Origin of the sequence: Micromonospora sp. NPDC049662 (assembly GCF_040675055.1) — a bacterium.
Classification (GTDB): domain Bacteria; phylum Actinomycetota; class Actinomycetes; order Mycobacteriales; family Micromonosporaceae; genus Micromonospora.
On the sequence record NZ_JBFAOC010000030.1, the window covers coordinates 54,730 to 72,363 of the forward strand.

A 17,634-nucleotide genomic window follows, 5' to 3' on the forward strand; every position below is an offset into this window, starting at 1 on the left:
CTCCCCTTTTAACCCCGTGGGGGGGCGATAATTGGTGGGGGTGGGCACCCCCCCCCCGTCCCCCCCCGCGTCCGCGCGGGCCGTCACGGCCGTCCGCCCCTTCGAGCGTTCTACTGAACCGGTTGCGAGGGCTGATCCATCGCCCTAGGCTGATGCGCGCCGCCGGGAGTCGGGCGGCGGCTGTCGGGCTGCAGCCGCCTTCCCCTGTCGTACCCCACCCTCGCCGGGCATCGGGGGTCCTCCCTGAGGAAGGCCATGAAGACTCGACTCTCCGCCGTCGGCGCCGCCCTGCTCGCGCTGCTGCTCGCCGTGCTGGCGTTCGGTCAACCGGCGCACGCCGCGGCCGGCTTCTCCGTCGCGGGCGGCAAGCTGTACGACGCCAACGGCGCCGAATTCGTCATGCGCGGCGTCAACCACGCGCACACCTGGTACCCGCAGCAGACCAACTCGTTCGCCGACGTCAAGGCGCTCGGCGCGAACACCGTGCGGGTGGTGCTCGCCAGCGGCGACCGCTGGACCCGGAACACCAACGCCGACGTCGCCAACGTCATCTCGCTGTGCAGGACCAACCGGCTGATCTGCGTGCTGGAGGTCCACGACACGACCGGGTACGGCGAGCAGAGTGGCGCGATCACCCTGGACCGTGCCGTCGACTACTGGCTCAGCCTGAAGGACGTGCTGGTCGGCCAGGAGCGGTACGTTCTCGTCAACATCGGCAACGAGCCGTACGGCAACCAGAACTACGCCTCGTGGGCCGCCGACAGCGCCAACGCGATCAAGCGGCTGCGGGCCGGGGGCCTGACCCACACCATCATGGTGGACGCCCCGAACTGGGGTCAGGACTGGTCGTTCACGATGCGCGACAACGCCGCGTCGGTCTTCGCCGCCGACCCGGCCCGCAACACGCTCTTCTCCATCCACATGTACGGCGTCTTCGACACCGCTGCCGAGATCACCGACTATCTGGGCCGCTTCCGTGCGGCGGGGCTGCCCATCGTGGTCGGTGAGTTCGGCTTCAACCACTCCGACGGCGACCCGGACGAGGACACCATCCTCGCGTACAGCCAGGCCAACGGGATCGGCTGGCTCGGCTGGTCGTGGAGCGGCAACGGGGGTGGCGTCGAGTATCTCGACATGGCCACCGCCTTCAACCCGGCCAGCCTGACCACCTGGGGGCAGCGGGTCTTCAACGGCGTCAACGGCATCCGGCAGACCTCCCGCGAGGCCACCGTCTTCGGCGGCCCCCCGCCACCCACCACGCCCCCGCCGACCACGCCCCCGCCGACCACGCCCCCTCCGACGACCACGCCCCCGCCCGCCGGTGGCTGCGCGGCGACGTACACCATCACCAACCAGTGGCAGGGCGGCTTCCAGGGTGAGGTGCGGGTGACCGCCGGCGCGTCGGCGATCACCGGATGGACAGCACGGTGGACACTAGCCAACGGTCAGAGCGTCACGCAGTCCTGGAACGCAACGGTGACCAGCAGCGGTTCCACGGTGACCGCGCGGAACGCGGACTACAACGGCCGACTGGCCGCCGGCGCCAGCGCTACCTTCGGCTTCCTCGGCGGCTGGAGCGGCGCCAACCCCACACCACAGGTGAGCTGCACCGCCAGCTGAGCGACCGGCGGCGACCGACGCCAGGTGGCCGGGCCCGCACCGGGCCCGGCCATCGCGTCGTTCGGGTGACCGAGAGCGGTCAGTGCTGCTCGCCGGTGAGGTTCACGATGACCACACCCGCGATGATCAGCGCGATGCCCACGAGCTTGACCGGCCCGACCGACTCGCCCAGGAACACCGCGCCGATCGCCACGATGGCCGCAGTGCCCAGGCCCGACCAGAGGGCGTACGCGACACCGACCGGTATCTCCTTGACGGCCTGGGCGAGCAGGAGGAACGCCAGCGCGTACCCGGCGAGGCAGCCCAGTGTCGGCCAGACCCGGGTGAACCCGGCGGTGCTCTTGATCAGGCTGGTCGCCACCACCTCGGCGAGGATCGCGATTCCCAGCAGCACGTACGCCATACGGCCCCTCAGTCCTCGGTTCCCGGTCGAGCCATCGAGTGTTCCACCCCGGCATCGGCCAGGCGGGCGGCGCGCATAGTGAGGTAGCGCTGTTCGGGGAGGCTGCTCGTGCGGGCGGCGGCATCCCGGTAGTCCGCGATGGCCCGTTCCCGGTCGCCGGCCATCTCGTGCAGGTGCGCGCGGGCGGCGGGCAGCCGGTGGTGTCCGGCCAGCCGGGGATCGTCGGTCAGCGCGTCGAGAGCGCGGAGGCCGGCAGCGGGCCCGTGCACCATGGCGGTCGCGACGGCCCGGTTGAGCGCCACCACCGGGGTGCCGGCCAACCGATCCAGCACGTCGTACAGCGCCAGGATCTGGGGCCAGTCGGTCGCGTCGGTGCCGGGAGCCTCGTCGTGCAGGGCGGCGATGGCGGCCTGCACCTGGTAGGGGCCGACCGGGCCGCGCGGCAGCGCCGCCGTGACCAGTGCGACGCCTTCGGCGATGGCCGCCGCGTCCCAGCGGCTGCGATCCTGCTCGGCCAGTGGGATCAGCTCTCCGGAGGGCCCGGTTCGTGCCGGGCTGCGCGCCTCGGTGAGCAGCAGCAACGCGAGCAGCCCGGCGGTCTCACTGTCGTCGGGCAGGCGTACCTGCAGCGCCCGGGTCAGCCGGATCGCCTCGGCCGCGAGGTCGACCCGGCGCAGGTCCGGGCCGGCGGTACTGGTGTGCCCCTCGGTGAAGATCAGGTAGAGCACCTGTCGGACGGCGGCCAGCCGATCGGCCCGCTCCGCCTCCTCGGGCATCCGGAACGGCAGCCCGGACGCGCGGATCCGCTGCTTTGCCCGGCTGATCCGCTGCGCCATGGTCGCCTCGGGCACCAGGAACGCGCGGGCTATCTCGGCGGTGCTCAGACCGCCGACCGCGCGCAGGGTCAACGCGACGGCCGACGCCGCGGCGAGGGCCGGGTGGCAGCAGAGGAAGAGCAGGACCAGGGTGTCGTCCCGCTCGGCGGTCAGCTCCTCGTCCGGGGCCGGCGCGTACCGCCGGTCGTCCGGGTCCTGACGGGTGACCAGGTCCTCACGGCGACGCCGGGCCTGCTCGCCGCGGATCAGCTCGATCATCCGGCGGTAGCCGACCTGGATCAGCCAGCCCCGGGGGTTCGTCGGCAGCCCGTCGGCCGGCCACTGGCTGGCGGCGGCGAGCAGCGCCTCCTGGACGGCGTCCTCGGCGGTGGCGAAGTCACCGAACCGGCGGGTGAGCACGCCGAGGACCTGCGGCGCCAGTTCGCGCAGCAGGTCCTCGATGCGAAGGTCGGTGGTCAGCGCTCACAGCTCCTGCGACGGAGCGGACATCACCGGGTGCACCTCGATCGGCATGTTCAGCGGCCGACCGCCGGGGCCGGGCGCGGTGGAGATGTGCGCGGCCAGCCCCACCGCCCGCTGCGGGCTGTCGACGTCGACGATCCAGAAGCCCGCGAGGAACTCCTTCGTCTCGGCGAACGGCCCCTCGGTCACGACCGGCGCGCCGCCCTCGCCGGCACGTACGATCCGCGCCTGCTGCGGGCCGCCGAGGCCCTGCGCGTCGACCCACTCGCCATCGGCAGCCAGCTTCTCGTTGACCTCACCCATGAACGCGACGTGCGCCCGGACCTCGTCCTGCGTCCAGGTGTCGATGCCGGGGAAGTCGGTCCCGGTGGCGCTGAACTGCATCAACAGCATGTACTTCATCGTCTCGCTCCTCACGCCCGCGCACCGTGGTCGGTGCTCTCACCCTGAGGTAGAAGCCGACGACACCGTTCTCGACACCCCGGACAAAGAAATTTCTAGCCGACCTCGTCGACCTCGAACAGCAGGCTCTGTTCGGGGTGCAGCGCGGGTAGCTGCACGCCCACCCGGGCCAGCGCCGCTCCGCTGAGCGTGACGCCGGACGCCAGCCAGGGCGGCCCGGACAGGTCGATCGTCGCCGGAGGTGGCACGTCCGGGACCGGGCGCACCCGGTAACGCCGCGCCGGGTCGAGACCGGGCAGCCGTACCGCGCCCGGGGTCTGCGCCACCGAGGTGGCGAGCCGGGCCACCGCGTACACCGCTCGGGTCTTGTCCTTCTCGACCACGCCGTGCGCCCAGACGGCCGGGTCCGGGTGGTCGACCCGGACCACCCGCCCGGAGTGCAGCAGCGGGCGCAGCCGCTTGTGCAGTGCCACCCAGTCGGTCAGCTCGGCCTGTTCGGCGGCGCTGATCGAGGCGATGTCCCACTCGATGCCGTGGTGACCGAACAGCGCCGTGGCCGCCCGGAAACCCAGGTCGTGTACGCGGTGGGTGGTGTGCGAACGCTGCGGCCCGATGTGCGTGCCGACGAGCTCCGGTGGCAGCAGCAGCCCGGTCCAGCGCTGGATGCCGAGCCGTTCCAGGGCGTCGTTGCAGTCGCTGGCCCAGACCCGGTCGGTGCGGGCCAGGATGGCCAGGTCCACCCGGGCGCCCCCGGAGGAGCAGCTTTCGATCTCCACGCCGGGGTGGCGTCGGCGCAGCTCGTCGAGGAGGCGGTAGACCGCGAGGGTCTGCCCGTGCACCCCGGGCCGGCCGTGGTGCCCCGCCTCGGTGAGGTCCCGGTTGTGGTCCCACTTGAGGTAGCTGATCCCGGGATGCTCGGTGAGCAGCGCGTCGAGGCGTTCCAGCACGTAGTCGTACGCCTCGGGGCGGCCCAGGTCGAGCACCTGCTGCCGGCGCCAGGCGGGCGGCAGTCGTCCCGGCAGGGTTAGCAGCCAGTCGGCGTGCGCGCGGAACAGGTCCGAGTCGGGGTTGACCATCTCCGGCTCCACCCACAGGCCGAACTGAAGGCCGTGGCCGGTCACGTGGTCGATGAGCGGTTGCAGGCCGTCGGGCCAGATGTCCTCGTCGACGTACCAGTCGCCCAGCCCGGCCGTGTCGTCGCGCCGGCCGCGGAACCAGCCGTCGTCGAGCACGAACCGTTCCACGCCGATCTGCGCGGCGCGGTCGGCGAGGGCCCGCAGCCGGTCCAGGTCGTGGTCGAAGTAGACCGCCTCCCAGACGTTGAGGGTGACCGGGCGCGGGGATCGCGGGTGTCCGGGCCGCGCCCGCACGTGCGAGTGGAGTACGTCGCTGAGTCCGTCCAGCCCCTCGTCGGACCAGACGGCGTAGAGCAGTGGAGTCTCGTACGCCTCGCCGGGGGCGAGTCGGATCTCGCCGGGGGCCAGCAGTTCCCCGCCTCCGAGGGTGGAGTCGCCGGTGGGCCGGCGTTCGGCGACGGTGAGGTGGTCGCCGCTCCACGCGGTGTGCACCGCCCAGATCTCGCCGTGGCCGAAGTCGAACCCGGCGGTGCCGGCCACCAGCAGCAGGGTGGCGTCGTGTCCGGTGCGACCGTGCCGCCCCTCGCGGACCCACGCGCCGTGCTGCCACGGGTGCCGCTGCGGGGAGCGTTCGCGGCACCAGCGGCCGGTCAGGTCGAGCAGTTCGGTGGCGACCGCCGGCACCGGGAGCACCGGGGTCAGCTCCCGCACCTCGTACGTGCCGTCGCCGTCGTTGCGGAGCCGGTGCCGGATGGTCAGCAGGCCGTACGGGTCGAGCGTGATCTCGATGGTCAGGGACAGCCCGGCGGCCGCGTCGGACGCCCGTACGGTGACCCGGGCCGGGGCGTCGGCCGGATCGTCGACGGCGAGACCGTCGAGCCGGAACGCGGTGGACCAGTCCCGCCCGTCGCGGTGCCCGGCCAACCCCGGTCGGCCGCTCCACCCGGCGCTCGCCTCCGGCAGCAGCGACAGCACGGGTGGCTCGTCGAAGCTGCTCGGCACCACCGGTGGCACGGTCGCGTCCACGAGGTGGCGCAGGCCGTCGTCGTCCAGGTCGCCGACGTCGCCACCCCAGTGCGCCACGCGGGGCAGCCCCGGGCCGCGCGCGTCGAGCACCAGGCTGGTCCGCCCGCGGCGCAGGTGCAGGATCGTCATCCTTTGGAGGCTCCCAAGGTCAGGCCCCGGACGAAGTGCCGCTGGAGCATAAAGAAGATCACGAGGGTGGGGATCGCGACGAGCACGCTGCCCGCCGAGACCAGGTTGTTGTCGGTGAAGAACTGGCCGCGCAGGTTGTTGAGTGAGCTGGTCACCGGGAACTTGTCACCGGTACGCATGAGGACGGTGGCCCAGAAGAACTCGTTGTAGATCCAGGTCACCTCCAGGGTGGCCAGTGCGGCCAGGGCCGGCCGGCACAGCGGCATGGTGATCTGCCAGTACTGCCGCCAGACACTCGCGCCGTCGACCATCGCCGCCTCGTACAGGTCGTGGGGGAGCGCCTTCATGTAGTTGCTGAGCACGAAGACGCAGAACCCGCACTGGAAGGCGACGTTGATCAGGATCAGGCCCCAGTAGCTGTCGTAGAGCAGCTCGGAGTCGCTCATGAACTCCGGCAACGGCACCTCGGTGAACAGTCGGAACAGCGGGATGAGCAGCGCCTGTTGGGGTAGCAGGTTGGCGGCGGTGAACACCCCGAGCAGGAGGAGGTTGATCTTCCAGCTGAACCGGGCGATGACGAACGCCACGCAGGAGGCGAGGAGGAGCGTCAGCAGCACCGCCGGCACCGTGATGTAGACCGAGTTGAGGAAGTGCTTGCCGAACTCCGCCTGATCCCAGGCCGTGACGTAGTTGTCGATGGTCCAGCCGCCGAACGAGACGTAACCGTGGGCGGCGGTGTACTGGTACGAGCGGAACGATGTGAGGACCGCCCAGGCGATCGGGAAGAGCCAGATCAGCGCCACGGCGATGAGGAAGCCGTGCAGCAGCATCCGCAGCGGGGTCAGCCGGCGTCGGCGGATCGGGGTGTCGACGCTCATTTCCGGTTCTCCCTCATCACGGTCGCCAGGTAGATGGTGATGAAGACCAGCGAGACGACCAGCATGATCGTCGCCAGCGCCGAGCCGAAGCCGATCCGGCTCGCCTCACCCACCACGTTCTGGGTGACCAGCGCGGAGATCAACTCCAGGCCGTTGCGGCCCTTGTTGACGACCCAGACCAGGTCGAACGCCCGCAGCGACTCGATCACGGTCACCACCAGCACGATGATGTTGATCGGTCGCATGACCGGGAAGACGACCCGGAAGAACGTCCGGACCTCGGACGCGCCGTCGACCGCGGCGGCCTCGCGCAGCGACGGGTCGACGCCCTTCAGCCCGGCCAGGTAGAGCAGCATGATGTAGCCGACGTGTCGCCAACCGGAGGCGACCATGACCGCCCAGATGTTGACGTTCGAGTCGCCGTACCAGTCGGTGCCGGTGCCGAGGACCGCGTTGATCAGACCCTGGTCACGGGAGTAGAGCAGCTGCCAGACGAAGCCGATCAGCGCCAGCGAGAGCACCACCGGCAGGTACAGCGCCGTCTGGTAGAAGCGGCTGCCGCGCAGCTCCTTGTCGAGCAGCACCGCCAGGAACATGCCGAACGGCGTGGCGACCACGAACAGCACGGCCAGCCACAGCAGGTTGTGCTGGACCGCTGGCACGAACGGCGGGTAGATGTTCACCACGTCGCTGTAGTTGCGCCCGCCGACGAACTCGATCTCGTTGAGTGGACCGATGCCGTCCCAGTCGGTGCCGGACAGCACCACGGTCGCCAGGGCCGGCAGCCAGACGAGCGCGGTGACGAGCAGCAGTGGGACGAGCACCATCAGCGTGATGACCACGCGGTCGGTGGGGGACAGGAGCCGTAGCCGCCGGCGACGACCACCCGTGGAGGTGGTCGCCGGCGGCGGCGGCACGGCGCGATCCGCTTGGATCAGGGGTAGGTCGGACACGATGTCCTTCCCCTTCCGCCGTCAGTCAGTGAAGATCGACTTCTTCTGGTTCTCGATGGACGACGTCAGCCCGTCGATGTCCTTCGGGTTCTTGATGAACTGCTGGATCGCCGGGATCATCACCGTGGAGGCGAAGTCCGGCCGGGTGTCCCGGTCGAGGAACTGGGCGATCTCGGTGGCCGACCCGACCAGCTCCGCGGCCTTCTTCTGCAGCGCCGTGTAGCCGCCGACGTCCGCGCCGCTGTTGGCGACGAGGACGGCCGGGTCGTTCTTGAGGTTGATGTCCGCAGCGGCCTTGCCACCGAAGTACTCGAGCAGCTTGCGGGCGTTGTCCTCGTTCTTGGGCTTGCGGGCCATCATGTAGCCGTCGATCGGGGCGTCCAGCGCCTTCGCGCCGATGGCCGGGTCGATCTCCGGGAAGGTGAAGAAGTCGAGGTCGTCCTGCTCGTCGTTGCTGAACTGCTGACCGACGAAGAGGCCCAGCAGGTACATGCCGCTCTTCTTCTGCTGCAACGACTGCGCGGCCTCCTGCCAGGTGCGGCCGAGGCTGTCCGGCTGGTGCAGGGGGAGCAGACCGGCCCAGGTGTCGAAGACCTTCTTGACCTTGTCGGAGGTCCAGGCCTCCTTGCCGGCCATCAGGTCGACGTGGAACTGGTAGCCGTTGATGCGCAGGTTGAGGATGTCGAAGGTGCCCATCGCCGGCCAGCCGTCCTTGTCGGCGAAGGCGATCGGGGTGAGGCCGTCCTTCTTCATCTGCGCGCCGAGCGCGGTGAACTGGTCCAGCGTGGTGGGCACCTGGTAGCCGTGCTGCTGCCAGACCGACTTGCGGTAGAAGACCGCCCACGGGTAGTACGTCCCCGGCACGAAGTACTGCTTGCCGTCGTCCCCGGTGGACGCCTTCTTGAACGCGTCGGAGTAGCCGGAGATCTTGCCCCACACGTCGCTGATGTCGCTGGCCAGGCCCTTGGCGGCGAAGAAGCGCATCCGGTAGCCGGCGAACCAGGTGAAGACGTCGTCCGGCTTGCCCTGCAGGTAGTTGTTGATGTTCTCCTGGAACGTGTTGTGGTCGACCGTGTTGGTCGCGACCTGGACGCCGGACGAGGTCTTGAACCCGTCGGTGATCTTGGCGAGGACGTCCTTGGGCTTCGGGTCGGACTGGTTGGAGCCGAGTGAGACGTCCTTACTGGACCCGCCGGAGCCGGAGTCGTCGCCGCAGCCGGCGAGCAGACCGGTGCTGAGCAGCGCGCCCGTGCCGGCCGCACCGGCCAGCAGTGACCGTCGGTTGATGCCGGCCACGGAGGGCGGTACGAGCCGGGCCAGGTATTCGGCTTGCGATCGGGGACGGGACATCGGTGCCTCCTGCGGATGAAGAGGTGCTACGTCCAACGGGTCGGGTGTGGTGAGGAGCGGTGCAGCCTGGCAAAGACGCATCGTGATCCACCGAGAATCCACATTGGTGAACACGATCGGCCAGTTGGGGCCTCAAGCTACCTCTCCATAGGCCGCTGTCAAGAGGTACTTTCGCCTCTGATAACCCAGTCGTGATCCGGCTGTTACGAGGTAAACGTTGGAAAAGAAGTCGATGTTGGAACCTGTTGACTTCGGTGGATGGCGGGTGCACCCTCACCTGTCATGCGGCGATGGCAGGGCGAGGGCATCTACTTCGGCGGCGACTACAACCCCGAGCAGTGGCCCGAGCAGACCTGGTCGGAGGACGTCGAGCTGATGCGACGGGCCGGGGTCAACCTGGTCTCCGTCGGCATCTTCTCCTGGGCACGCCTGGAACCCCACCCCGGACGGTTCGAGTTCGGCTGGCTGGACCGGGTGCTCGACCTGCTGCACGACGGCGGCATCCAGGTCGACCTGGCCACCGCCACCGCCAGTCCACCGCCCTGGCTGTCCCGCGCGCACCCGGAGACGCTGCCCCGACGGGCCGACGGCGCGATCCTCTGGCCGGGCGGACGACAGGCGTACTGCCCCAGCTCCCCGGTGTTCCGCGAGCGCTCCCTGGAGCTGGTGCGCGCGGTCGCCGGCCGGTACGCCGAGCACCCCGCCGTCGTCATGTGGCACGTCTCCAACGAGCTGGGCTGCCACAACGTGCATTGCTACTGCGACGTCAGCGCCGAGGCGTTCCGGGGGTGGCTGCGCGAGCGCTACGGCGACCTGGACCGGCTCAACGACGCGTGGGGCACCGCGTTCTGGAGCCAGCGCTACGGCGACTGGGCCGAGATCAATCCGCCGCGCACCGCGCCGACGTTCGCCAATCCGACGCAGCAGCTCGACTTCCTGCGCTTCTCCTCCGACGAGCAGCGCGCCCAACTCCGCGCCGAACGCGAGACGCTCAGGACGCTGGTCCGCCAACCGGTCACCACCAATTTCATGATCGGCATGGCCAAGCACATGGACTACCACTCCTGGGCCGGCGACGTGGACCTCGTCTCCAACGACCACTACCTGAACGCCGCCGACCCCCGGGCCCACCTCGGGTTGGCGCTCGCCGCCGACCACACCCGGGGCGTCGCCGGTGGCGAGCCCTGGCTGCTGATGGAGCACTCCACCAGCGCGGTCAACTGGCAGCCGCGCAACGTCGCGAAGCTCCCCGGCCAGCTTCGCCGCAACAGCCTGGCCCACGTCGCCCGAGGCGCCGACGGGGTGCTGTTCTTCCAGTGGCGTGCGTCCCGGGCCGGCGCCGAGAAGTTCCACTCCGCGCTGGTGCCGCACGCCGGCCCGGACACCAAGGTGTTCCGCGAGGTCTGCCAGCTCGGCGCGGACCTCAAGGCCCTCGCCGAGGTACGCGGCAGCCGGGTCGACGCCGAGGTGGCGATCCTGTTCGACTTCGAAGCGTGGTGGGCGGTCGAGTTGGACTCCCACCCGAGCGTCGACGTCACGTACGCCGACCGCCTCAACGCGTTGTACGGCGCGCTCTGGCGGGCCGGCGTGACCGCCGACATCGTCCACCCGTCGAGCGACCTCAGCGGTTACCGACTGGTCCTGGCGCCCACCCTCTACCTCGTCCGGGACGCCGACGTCGAGGCGCTGCGCCGATTCGCCGAGGCCGGCGGCACGGTTGCGGTCACCTACTTCAGCGGCATCGTCGACGAGAACGACCACATCCGTCTCGGCGGTTACCCCGGCGCGTTCCGCGACCTGCTCGGCGTCCACACCGAGGAGTTCTTCCCCCTGCGCGAGGACGAGCGCGTCGAACTCGACGACGGCGGCGCTGCCGACGTGTGGACCGAGTGGCTGCACGCCGACGACGCCGAGGTGCTGGCGTCGTACACCGATGGGCCCCTGCCGGGCGTGCCGGCGCTCACGCGGCGGCCGGTCGGCGCGGGCGTCGCGTGGTACGTCGGCGCCCGGCTCGACGAGCCGGCCACCGACCGGCTGGTCGCCCGGCTGCTCGACGAGGCCGGCGTCCGTCCGGCGGCGCAGGCGCCGACCGGCGTGGAGGTGGTACGACGCCGCGACGGCGAGCGGACCTGGCTGTTCGCGATCAACCACACGTCGTCGGACGTACGGATCTCGGCGACCGGTGTCGAGCTGTTGACCGGCACGCGGTGTGCGGGTGAGCTGACCGTGCCGGCCGGCGAGGTGGCCGTGGTCCGTGAGGACCGGTCGTAGTGTGGTCGACGGCCGCGGTGCGAAGGAGGTTCCCCAGATGCTGGCCCAGCAGCGGCAGAGCGCCATCCTCGACCTGATCCGCCAGCGCGGTGGGGTGCGGGTGAGCCACCTGGTCAGCCGGTTCGGCGTGTCCGACATGACGATCCGGCGCGACCTGGAGGTGCTGGCCGAGCGCGGTCTGGTGGACAAGGTCCACGGTGGTGCGACGCTCGCCGGGCCCGGCTCGGCCGACGAGCCCGGCTTCGCCGCGAAGTCCATCCGCCAGCAGGCGGAGAAGCGGGCCATCGCCGAGCGGGCGGCCACGATGGTGGAGCCGGGGATGGCCATCGCGCTGTCCGCCGGTACGACCACCGCCGCGCTGGCCACCCTGCTGTCCGACGTGCGCGGGCTGACCGTGGTGACCAACTCGATCCCGGTGGCCGACGCGCTCTACCAGAACCCGCGCGCCGACCAGACCGTCGTCCTGACCGGCGGCATCCGTACCCCGTCCGACGCGCTGACCGGCCCGGTCGCCGAGGCGGCGATCAGCGCGCTCAACGTCGACCTGCTCTTCCTGGGGGTGCACGGCCTCAGCCCGCGCACCGGCTTCACCACCCCGAACCTGCTGGAGGCCGGCGTCAACCGGTGCCTCATCGGGGCCGCCCGCCGGCTGGTGGTGCTCGCCGACCACACCAAGTGGGAGACGATCGGCATCGCCACCATCGCCCCGCTGGAGGCAGCCGACGTCCTGATCACCGATCCTGGCCTGCCCGCGGAGGCGCGCACCACCATCGGCGAGCAGGTCGGCGAACTCGTCGTCGTGGAGCCCGGCTAGCGCGAGTGTGTTCACCAGGTTGGCGCGGGGCCGTGCGGTGGGGTGGGCGTCCAGTCCTGATCGTCAACTGTCGGGCCAACGGGCGGAGGAGCCGGCACCATGCTCGGCAGTCAGACGGTGAATCCCGGCGAATATCTGCTCTCGGACAGCGTCTGGCGAGAGGGTGACACCCGCCGGTACGTCGAGGGTGGTTGCGATGCCGTCTTCCTCGCCTTCGACAGTGATACCGGTCGGACGCTCGACCTGAGTTTCCTGCGCGACCTGCCCAATCTGCGCCGGGTCGCGATCGAGGGTCCGTTACGTGATGACACGCTGGTATTCGAACTGGAGGATCTTCTCGGTCTGTCGTTGCTGACGCGGTCCAAGAAGGCGGCCCGGCTTGATCTGACGCCGAAGCTGGACACGCTCGTGCTGTCGGAGCGGCCGGGCCTGGAGACGATCGGCGCGCTGTCGGCCCTGCAACACCTGACGATCGACCGGTACGCCGGCTCGGACCTGACCCTGCTCGGGGCCAAGTCCGAGCTGGTGTACCTGAGGATCGAAGGGCGCAAGGCTGCCCTGTCCCTGCACGGTGTCGAAGAAGCGCACCAGCTACGGCAGCTCGAAGTGGTCGATGCCGCCGTGGATTCCCTGGAGCCGTTGGCCCGCCTGGTCGAACTGCAGGAGGTTGTGGTCCGACCCAACGCGAGGTCGGCGCCGGTCGAGCCGCTGCGGCTCGATCCGGTGGCTGGTCTTCCGAACCTGCACACCCTGCGTCTCGGCGCGATCGCGTCGGCGTCGCCCCTCGCCGCCGCGTCCGGTCTGCGGCGGCTCGTGGTCGGTACGGTGCTCGACGGTGACCTGCGTCCCCTGATCGATCTGCCCGACCACGTGGTGGTCACGGTCCTGGACAACGCCGCCCAGGACCGTGAGGTGCAGCGGTCCCGAGCCCGACCGACACCCTAGGGATCGTCGGTAGGTAGGCAGGACCCGTGGTGATCGGCCCGCCGCGCACAGCGGCGGCGATCCGGCAGGATCCGGTCACAGAAGACCCAGTGTCGTACGTCTTGAGCGTCCTCGGCCGACACCGTGGTCCCGGCGACGTCGACCTGCGGAATCGAGGCCAGCGACCGAGCGAGCCTCCGGGCCAACTCCAGCGCCTCGGCCAGTTCGGCGACCGCCACCGGCAGGTGGATCACGTGGCCGGGCGGCGGTTCGGCCGCCTCGGTGAACGCCAGCACGGCGTCCCGAGGGAGCGGTACGAAGATCCGGTCCGGTGGGATCACCACTGCCGCCCCTCGGGCCAGGCGCCCTGCCGGGCCCGCAGCGCCCGCTTGACCCGCGCGTTCTCCTCGCTGAGCAGCGCCAGATCGTGGTGCAGCGCGGTCAGGTCGAGCGCGACGCGGTGCAGGAACCGACGTACCTCCCGAGGGTCGAGCCCTCGCCGGCCGAAGCCCACGGTGGCGAACTGATGGTCGCGCACGTGCCGCGGATGCAGCCGGCCACCGTCGTAGAGCGAGCCTCTGGTCATCGGTCACCTCTGCTGTCGTCGGTCCATGGACGCGTCGGGGTCGCGGGAGCGTCCTTCTTCGTGGTAGGTATTCGTGCAAGTCGGTTCGGAGCCGGGATCACGTCATCCCGACGCTCTAGTTGAGACCCGACGAGAGCCGGTATGCGACTGCCACTCGCGAGGCCGTCTCTCGTCACCTTCTCGGCTGTTGGCACAGCCGCGGTTGCCGTGTTTGCACCGGGCTTCCCCGGGGGCCGGCGATCACCCTCACCCGCAGGTCACGTTTCCAGTGGCCTCGGTCTTGGTGCAACGACACCAACGAAATTCGTCATGAGGGACGTCAAGAGAGGGGACCCATGCCCGCCAGGCGTGAATCGTTCGTCCAGACATTGCGTGCCCAGTGGCTCGGCCAGCAGATGCGACAGTTGCGGGAGCAACGCGGCATCACTCTGAAGCAGGCGGCCGAGTTCCTGGAACGAGACTTCTCGTCCATCGCCCGCTGGGAACGCGCCGAGTGGCCGTTTCGACGGGGAGTCGTCGAAACGCTTCTCGATCTCTACGGCGAGCACGACGGGCGCGAGCGCAACCGCTTCCTCCAACTAGCCGAGGATGCCTGGCGGACCGACCGTTGGGACGACGACTACGACGAGTTGGTCGACGCCTCATTCATCGACTTTCCCTGGTTGGAGAGCAGAGCGGAGCGCATCTGCTCGTGGGACGCCTTTCTCATGCCGGGGCTCATGCAGACGGCGGCCTACGCGGAAGCGGTGATCCGTAACGCCGAGGGGGAGCAGGCATCGGATTTCTCAGTGCGCAAGTGGCTGCAATTGAGAGTCGACCGTCAGCGTGTGCTCAGGCGCGATCCCGCCCTCCAGGTGGCGGCCGTCATCGACGAAAGCGTTCTTCGCCGACCGGTCGGTAGCCCTGCCGTGATGCGCGGCCAACTACAACACCTCGTCGAGCTGATGCGGCGGCAGAACATCGACGTCCGCGTGCTGCCATCACGGGTCGGCCTACACGCCGGGCTCGACGGCTCATTCGTCCTCTTCGGAATGCCCAAGCCCTATCCCGAGGTGGCCTACGCCGAGACTCTGGGTGGGCGCCGATTCATGGAATCTCCGAAGTCGAGACGCTACGCGCTTGCGTACCATCGCCTTCAGGATGTCGCGCTCGATCAGCGCGAGGCGGCCGAGCTGATCGCGAAGATCACGGAGGAACTGCCATGAACGAAGCCCTACCGGCCGTGGCCTGGCACATCAGCACGCGGAGCAACAGTAACGGCGGGAGCTGCGTCGAGGCGGGGCCTGTTCTCGATGGCTCCGGGCGGGTGGCGGTGCGCGACAGCAAGGACCGCACGGCGGCGACCCTCGTCTACCCCGTCAGCGGCTGGACCGCCTTCGTCAACGGGGTCAAGGACGGCACTTTCCCGCGCACCGGTCGGTGATCGACCCCGACATCGCCGATGTCGGGGTGTCCCGGTCGGGTTGATACCCCCACATCGCCGATGTCGGGGTGTCCCGGTCGGAAGTCGGTGGCGGCATCCGGTGGCCGGCGGGCACCATCGTGGCCGTGGAAGCGCGCGAGGTGGCGGACCTGTTCGACCAGGCGGTGCAGAGGCTGCGGCGCACCGTCGAGGACGGCGAATCCGACGACGGGTCGGACCTGCTCCGGCAGTTGGTCGTCGATCATGGACTTGTGGTGCCCGATTCGGTGACGAACCGGCGTTTGGTCCCCCACCACAACTCCATGATCGACGATGCGGGGCGGGCGGGGCCAGGGTGGAGCGGCTCAGGTGGGGCTGCCGTGCGGGTGGCCGTTGGCCGGCTCGCCGATCCGGATCGCGTGGTGCGCGCGGCGGCGTGCGACCTGCTCGGCTTCGCGAGCGCCGTGCACGGGGATGATCTGCGCGCGGACGCCGCGACGGCCCTGATCACGCTGGCCGCCACCGAGGCCGATCCCGAGGTGCACTGGTCGATCGCGCGCGCGTTGGGTGCGACCTGCGACCCCCGCGCGCTGCCGACCCTGGTCAGCCTCGCGCACAGTCCCGACAGCGACGTACGGTTCCAGGTCGCCGCCGCAGTGCCGATGGTGCTCGACGACCCGCCGGCCGAGGCCGGCGAGGCGGTGTTGATCGACCTCTGCGCCGACCCCGACGCGAGGGTGCGGGAGTGGGCCACCTTCGGGCTCGGCTGGCTGAGCACCGCGGACGGTAACGCCGTCCGGCGGGCACTGTGGGACCGCACGCGCGACGTCGACCCGGAGGTACGCGCGGAAGGCGCCCGCGGACTGGCCCGGCGGCGGGACGCACGGGCACTTCCACTGGTACGCGAGCTGCTCGCCCAGGACGAGGTCCACAACTTCACCATCAAGGCTGCCGCCTACCTCGGCGACCCGTCACTGTTGCCACTGCTGGCCGGCTTCGACCCGGACGCCGACCACGTCGCCGAGGCCCTGCGTGAGTGCGATCCGCAGCGACGCGACCGGCGCAACGACCTGGCCTGGCGGCTACTGCTCGCCGTGCACTCGCGTCGGCCCGACTGGGCGGTCACCGTCGCGGGCGAGCGGTGCGACCTCGACCTTCAGCTCGACATCGCCGATGGTGCCGACCGCTCGGCGTACTGGTGTGTCGACGGGTTGCTCCGGCGGGCCGGCGACGATCCCGAGCGCGCGGCCGAGCTGGCGATCGCGGACCTGACCCCGGCCCGAGCCGCGGCGGAGCGCTGATCAACTCCACATCGCCGATAACGGGGTGTCCGGGTCGGGTCGATAGCCCGACTTCGGCGATGTCGGGGTCGATCACGCGCAAGCGGTCGATGCGCTCACAGCCACCTCACAGGGGGTCTGGATAGGGTGCGCGGTGAGTCAACGTCCGACTCCATGGTGGAGCGGTCGGCTGTCGCACAGGAGTTCCGATGGTCTTCAAGAAGATGTTGAGCGCGTTCGGTGTGGGTGGTCCCAGCGTGGACACTGTGCTGGCCAACCCCAACACCCGGCCCGGCCTGACCCTCGACGGGGAGGTCAGAATCGTCGGTGGTGACAACCCGGCGGCCATCGAGCAGGTGGTGATCGGCCTGGTCACCCGGGTCGAGGTCGAGGGCCACGACACGGAGTACGCCGGCACCATGGAGTTCCACCGGATGGCCGTCAGCGGGGCGTTCCAGCTCGCGCCCAAGCAGGAGCTGTCGATCCCGTTCCAGCTCCCGGTGCCGTGGGAGACCCCGATCACCGACGTGTACGGCCAGCGCCTGCACGGCATGACGATGGGCCTGCGGACCGAGTTGTCGGTGGCCCGCGCGGTCGACAAGACCGACCTGGATCACGTTGCGGTGCACCCGTTGCCGGTGCACGAGCGGATCCTGGAGGCGTTCCAGCGGCTGGGTTTCCGGTTCAAGACCGCTGACCTGGAGCGCGGCCACATCCGGGGCGTGCAGCAGACGCTGCCGTTCTACCAGGAGATCGAGTTCTTCGCCTCGCCGCAGTACGCGGGCACGATCAACGAGGTCGAGCTGACCTTCGTGACCAGTCAGCGTGGTGTCGAGGTGATCCTGGAGTGCGACAAGCGCGGCGGCTTCCTCAGCGCCGGGCACGACGCGTTCGGCCGCTACCAGGTGTCCCACGCCGACGTCGACCGGGTCGACTGGGCGCAGGTCGTCGACGGCTGGCTGCGCGAGACCACGTCCCGCTACGGGAGCCTGCGCTCCCAGTACGGCCACGGCTACGGTCCGGGTCACGGCCATGGTCACGGCCGGGGCGGCATGGGTGTGGGCGGCGTGGTCGCCGGCGCGGCGCTCGGCGTCGCCGGCGGCATGATCGCCGGTGAGATGATCGAGGACGCCTTCGAGGGCGACTTCGGCGACTTCGGCGGCGACGAGTAACGCGTTCCGCGGACGACGGTGGCCTCCGGGAGAACTCTCCCGGAGGCCAC

General features: G+C 70.1%; 17 protein-coding genes. 8 read left to right on the forward strand and 9 right to left on the reverse strand.

From position 1 onward, the window contains the following. Nucleotides 1–255: 255 nt before the first annotated feature. Nucleotides 256–1,620 (forward strand): cellulase family glycosylhydrolase, encoded by a 1,365-nt coding sequence (locus AB0J36_RS21880; protein WP_357393402.1) that lies wholly within the window; start codon nt 256–258, stop codon nt 1,618–1,620. Between the two features lie 79 nt (nt 1,621–1,699). Here the strand turns inward: AB0J36_RS21880 and AB0J36_RS21885 are convergent, their stop codons facing one another. From AB0J36_RS21885 to AB0J36_RS21915, 7 genes are all read right to left on the reverse strand, one after another. After that, nucleotides 1,700–2,023, reverse strand: coding sequence for a multidrug efflux SMR transporter (locus AB0J36_RS21885; protein WP_357123065.1), 324 nt, complete (start codon nt 2,021–2,023; stop codon nt 1,700–1,702). Nucleotides 2,024–2,031: 8 nt separating this feature from the next. Then, a complete protein-coding gene (locus tag AB0J36_RS21890) occupies nt 2,032–3,318 on the reverse strand; it encodes a sigma-70 family RNA polymerase sigma factor (RefSeq protein ID WP_357123398.1) in 1,287 nt (428 codons plus the stop codon). Between the two features lie 3 nt (nt 3,319–3,321). After that, on the reverse strand, nt 3,322–3,723 hold the full coding sequence (locus AB0J36_RS21895; protein ID WP_357123068.1) for a YciI family protein: 402 nt from the start codon (nt 3,721–3,723) through the stop codon (nt 3,322–3,324). Nucleotides 3,724–3,818: 95 nt separating this feature from the next. Further along, entirely contained in the window at nt 3,819–5,954 is a 2,136-nt protein-coding gene (locus AB0J36_RS21900) for an alpha-galactosidase (RefSeq protein WP_357123071.1), read from the reverse strand. Next, nucleotides 5,951–6,832 (reverse strand): carbohydrate ABC transporter permease, encoded by an 882-nt coding sequence (locus AB0J36_RS21905; RefSeq protein WP_357123074.1) that lies wholly within the window; start codon nt 6,830–6,832, stop codon nt 5,951–5,953. Before AB0J36_RS21905 ends, AB0J36_RS21900 begins: the two co-directional genes overlap by 4 nt. Continuing rightward, nucleotides 6,829–7,785 carry a sugar ABC transporter permease gene (locus AB0J36_RS21910; RefSeq protein WP_357123077.1) on the reverse strand — a complete coding sequence of 319 codons (957 nt, stop codon included), beginning with the start codon at nt 7,783–7,785 and terminating at the stop codon, nt 6,829–6,831. The genes AB0J36_RS21905 and AB0J36_RS21910 overlap by 4 nt, the downstream gene beginning before the upstream one ends. A gap of 21 nt (nt 7,786–7,806) precedes the next feature. After that, nucleotides 7,807–9,135 (reverse strand): ABC transporter substrate-binding protein, encoded by a 1,329-nt coding sequence (locus AB0J36_RS21915; protein ID WP_357123080.1) that lies wholly within the window; start codon nt 9,133–9,135, stop codon nt 7,807–7,809. 282 nt (nt 9,136–9,417) lie between these two features. On the opposite strand from AB0J36_RS21915, the gene AB0J36_RS21920 reads away from it, so the two are divergent. The 3 genes from AB0J36_RS21920 (at nt 9,418) to AB0J36_RS21930 (ending at nt 13,165) form a co-directional block, all read left to right on the forward strand. Then, complete coding sequence (locus AB0J36_RS21920; protein ID WP_363661051.1) at nt 9,418–11,406, forward strand: beta-galactosidase; 1,989 nt, start codon at nt 9,418–9,420, stop codon at nt 11,404–11,406. Nucleotides 11,407–11,443: 37 nt separating this feature from the next. After that, complete coding sequence (locus AB0J36_RS21925) at nt 11,444–12,220, forward strand: DeoR/GlpR family DNA-binding transcription regulator (protein WP_363661052.1); 777 nt, start codon at nt 11,444–11,446, stop codon at nt 12,218–12,220. A gap of 99 nt (nt 12,221–12,319) precedes the next feature. Continuing rightward, on the forward strand, nt 12,320–13,165 hold the full coding sequence (locus AB0J36_RS21930) for a hypothetical protein (RefSeq protein ID WP_357171341.1): 846 nt from the start codon (nt 12,320–12,322) through the stop codon (nt 13,163–13,165). Here the strand turns inward: AB0J36_RS21930 and AB0J36_RS21935 are convergent. Both AB0J36_RS21935 and AB0J36_RS21940 read right to left on the reverse strand, forming a co-directional pair. After that, complete coding sequence (locus AB0J36_RS21935; protein ID WP_357171585.1) at nt 13,162–13,398, reverse strand: hypothetical protein; 237 nt, start codon at nt 13,396–13,398, stop codon at nt 13,162–13,164. The genes AB0J36_RS21930 and AB0J36_RS21935 overlap by 4 nt on opposite strands. A gap of 83 nt (nt 13,399–13,481) precedes the next feature. Beyond that, nucleotides 13,482–13,730 (reverse strand): DivIVA domain-containing protein, encoded by a 249-nt coding sequence (locus AB0J36_RS21940; protein WP_357123089.1) that lies wholly within the window; start codon nt 13,728–13,730, stop codon nt 13,482–13,484. 335 nt (nt 13,731–14,065) lie between these two features. Between AB0J36_RS21940 and AB0J36_RS21945 the strand changes: the two genes are divergently transcribed. The 4 genes from AB0J36_RS21945 to AB0J36_RS21960 all read left to right on the forward strand — a co-directional run bounded on the left by AB0J36_RS21945 (nt 14,066) and on the right by AB0J36_RS21960 (nt 17,584). Further along, nucleotides 14,066–14,935, forward strand: a complete 870-nt coding sequence (locus AB0J36_RS21945; protein ID WP_363661053.1) for a helix-turn-helix transcriptional regulator — start codon at nt 14,066–14,068, stop codon at nt 14,933–14,935. After that, nucleotides 14,932–15,153, forward strand: coding sequence for a DUF397 domain-containing protein (locus tag AB0J36_RS21950; protein ID WP_363661054.1), 222 nt, complete (start codon nt 14,932–14,934; stop codon nt 15,151–15,153). The genes AB0J36_RS21945 and AB0J36_RS21950 overlap by 4 nt, the downstream gene beginning before the upstream one ends. A 125-nt stretch (nt 15,154–15,278) precedes the next feature. After that, complete coding sequence (locus tag AB0J36_RS21955) at nt 15,279–16,433, forward strand: HEAT repeat domain-containing protein (RefSeq protein WP_363661055.1); 1,155 nt, start codon at nt 15,279–15,281, stop codon at nt 16,431–16,433. 188 nt (nt 16,434–16,621) lie between these two features. After that, on the forward strand, nt 16,622–17,584 hold the full coding sequence (locus AB0J36_RS21960) for a sporulation protein (RefSeq protein ID WP_363661056.1): 963 nt from the start codon (nt 16,622–16,624) through the stop codon (nt 17,582–17,584). Nucleotides 17,585–17,634 lie beyond the last annotated feature (50 nt).

What these genes read in the sequence shown, in the direction of transcription:
- AB0J36_RS21900 (WP_357123071.1), bottom strand. Translation starts at nt 5,954, where the DNA reads ATGACGATCCTGCACCTGCGCCGCGGGCGGACCAGCCTGGTGCTCGAC.
- AB0J36_RS21950 (WP_363661054.1), top strand. Translation starts at nt 14,932, where the DNA reads ATGAACGAAGCCCTACCGGCCGTGGCCTGGCACATCAGCACGCGGAGC.
- AB0J36_RS21925 (WP_363661052.1), top strand. Translation starts at nt 11,444, where the DNA reads ATGCTGGCCCAGCAGCGGCAGAGCGCCATCCTCGACCTGATCCGCCAG.
- AB0J36_RS21945 (WP_363661053.1), top strand. Translation starts at nt 14,066, where the DNA reads ATGCCCGCCAGGCGTGAATCGTTCGTCCAGACATTGCGTGCCCAGTGG.
- AB0J36_RS21920 (WP_363661051.1), top strand. Translation starts at nt 9,418, where the DNA reads ATGCGGCGATGGCAGGGCGAGGGCATCTACTTCGGCGGCGACTACAAC.
- AB0J36_RS21960 (WP_363661056.1), top strand. Translation starts at nt 16,622, where the DNA reads ATGGTCTTCAAGAAGATGTTGAGCGCGTTCGGTGTGGGTGGTCCCAGC.
- AB0J36_RS21895 (WP_357123068.1), bottom strand. Translation starts at nt 3,723, where the DNA reads ATGAAGTACATGCTGTTGATGCAGTTCAGCGCCACCGGGACCGACTTC.
- AB0J36_RS21930 (WP_357171341.1), top strand. Translation starts at nt 12,320, where the DNA reads ATGCTCGGCAGTCAGACGGTGAATCCCGGCGAATATCTGCTCTCGGAC.
- AB0J36_RS21885 (WP_357123065.1), bottom strand. Translation starts at nt 2,023, where the DNA reads ATGGCGTACGTGCTGCTGGGAATCGCGATCCTCGCCGAGGTGGTGGCG.
- AB0J36_RS21915 (WP_357123080.1), bottom strand. Translation starts at nt 9,135, where the DNA reads ATGTCCCGTCCCCGATCGCAAGCCGAATACCTGGCCCGGCTCGTACCG.
- AB0J36_RS21880 (WP_357393402.1), top strand. Translation starts at nt 256, where the DNA reads ATGAAGACTCGACTCTCCGCCGTCGGCGCCGCCCTGCTCGCGCTGCTG.
- AB0J36_RS21905 (WP_357123074.1), bottom strand. Translation starts at nt 6,832, where the DNA reads ATGAGCGTCGACACCCCGATCCGCCGACGCCGGCTGACCCCGCTGCGG.
- AB0J36_RS21940 (WP_357123089.1), bottom strand. Translation starts at nt 13,730, where the DNA reads ATGACCAGAGGCTCGCTCTACGACGGTGGCCGGCTGCATCCGCGGCAC.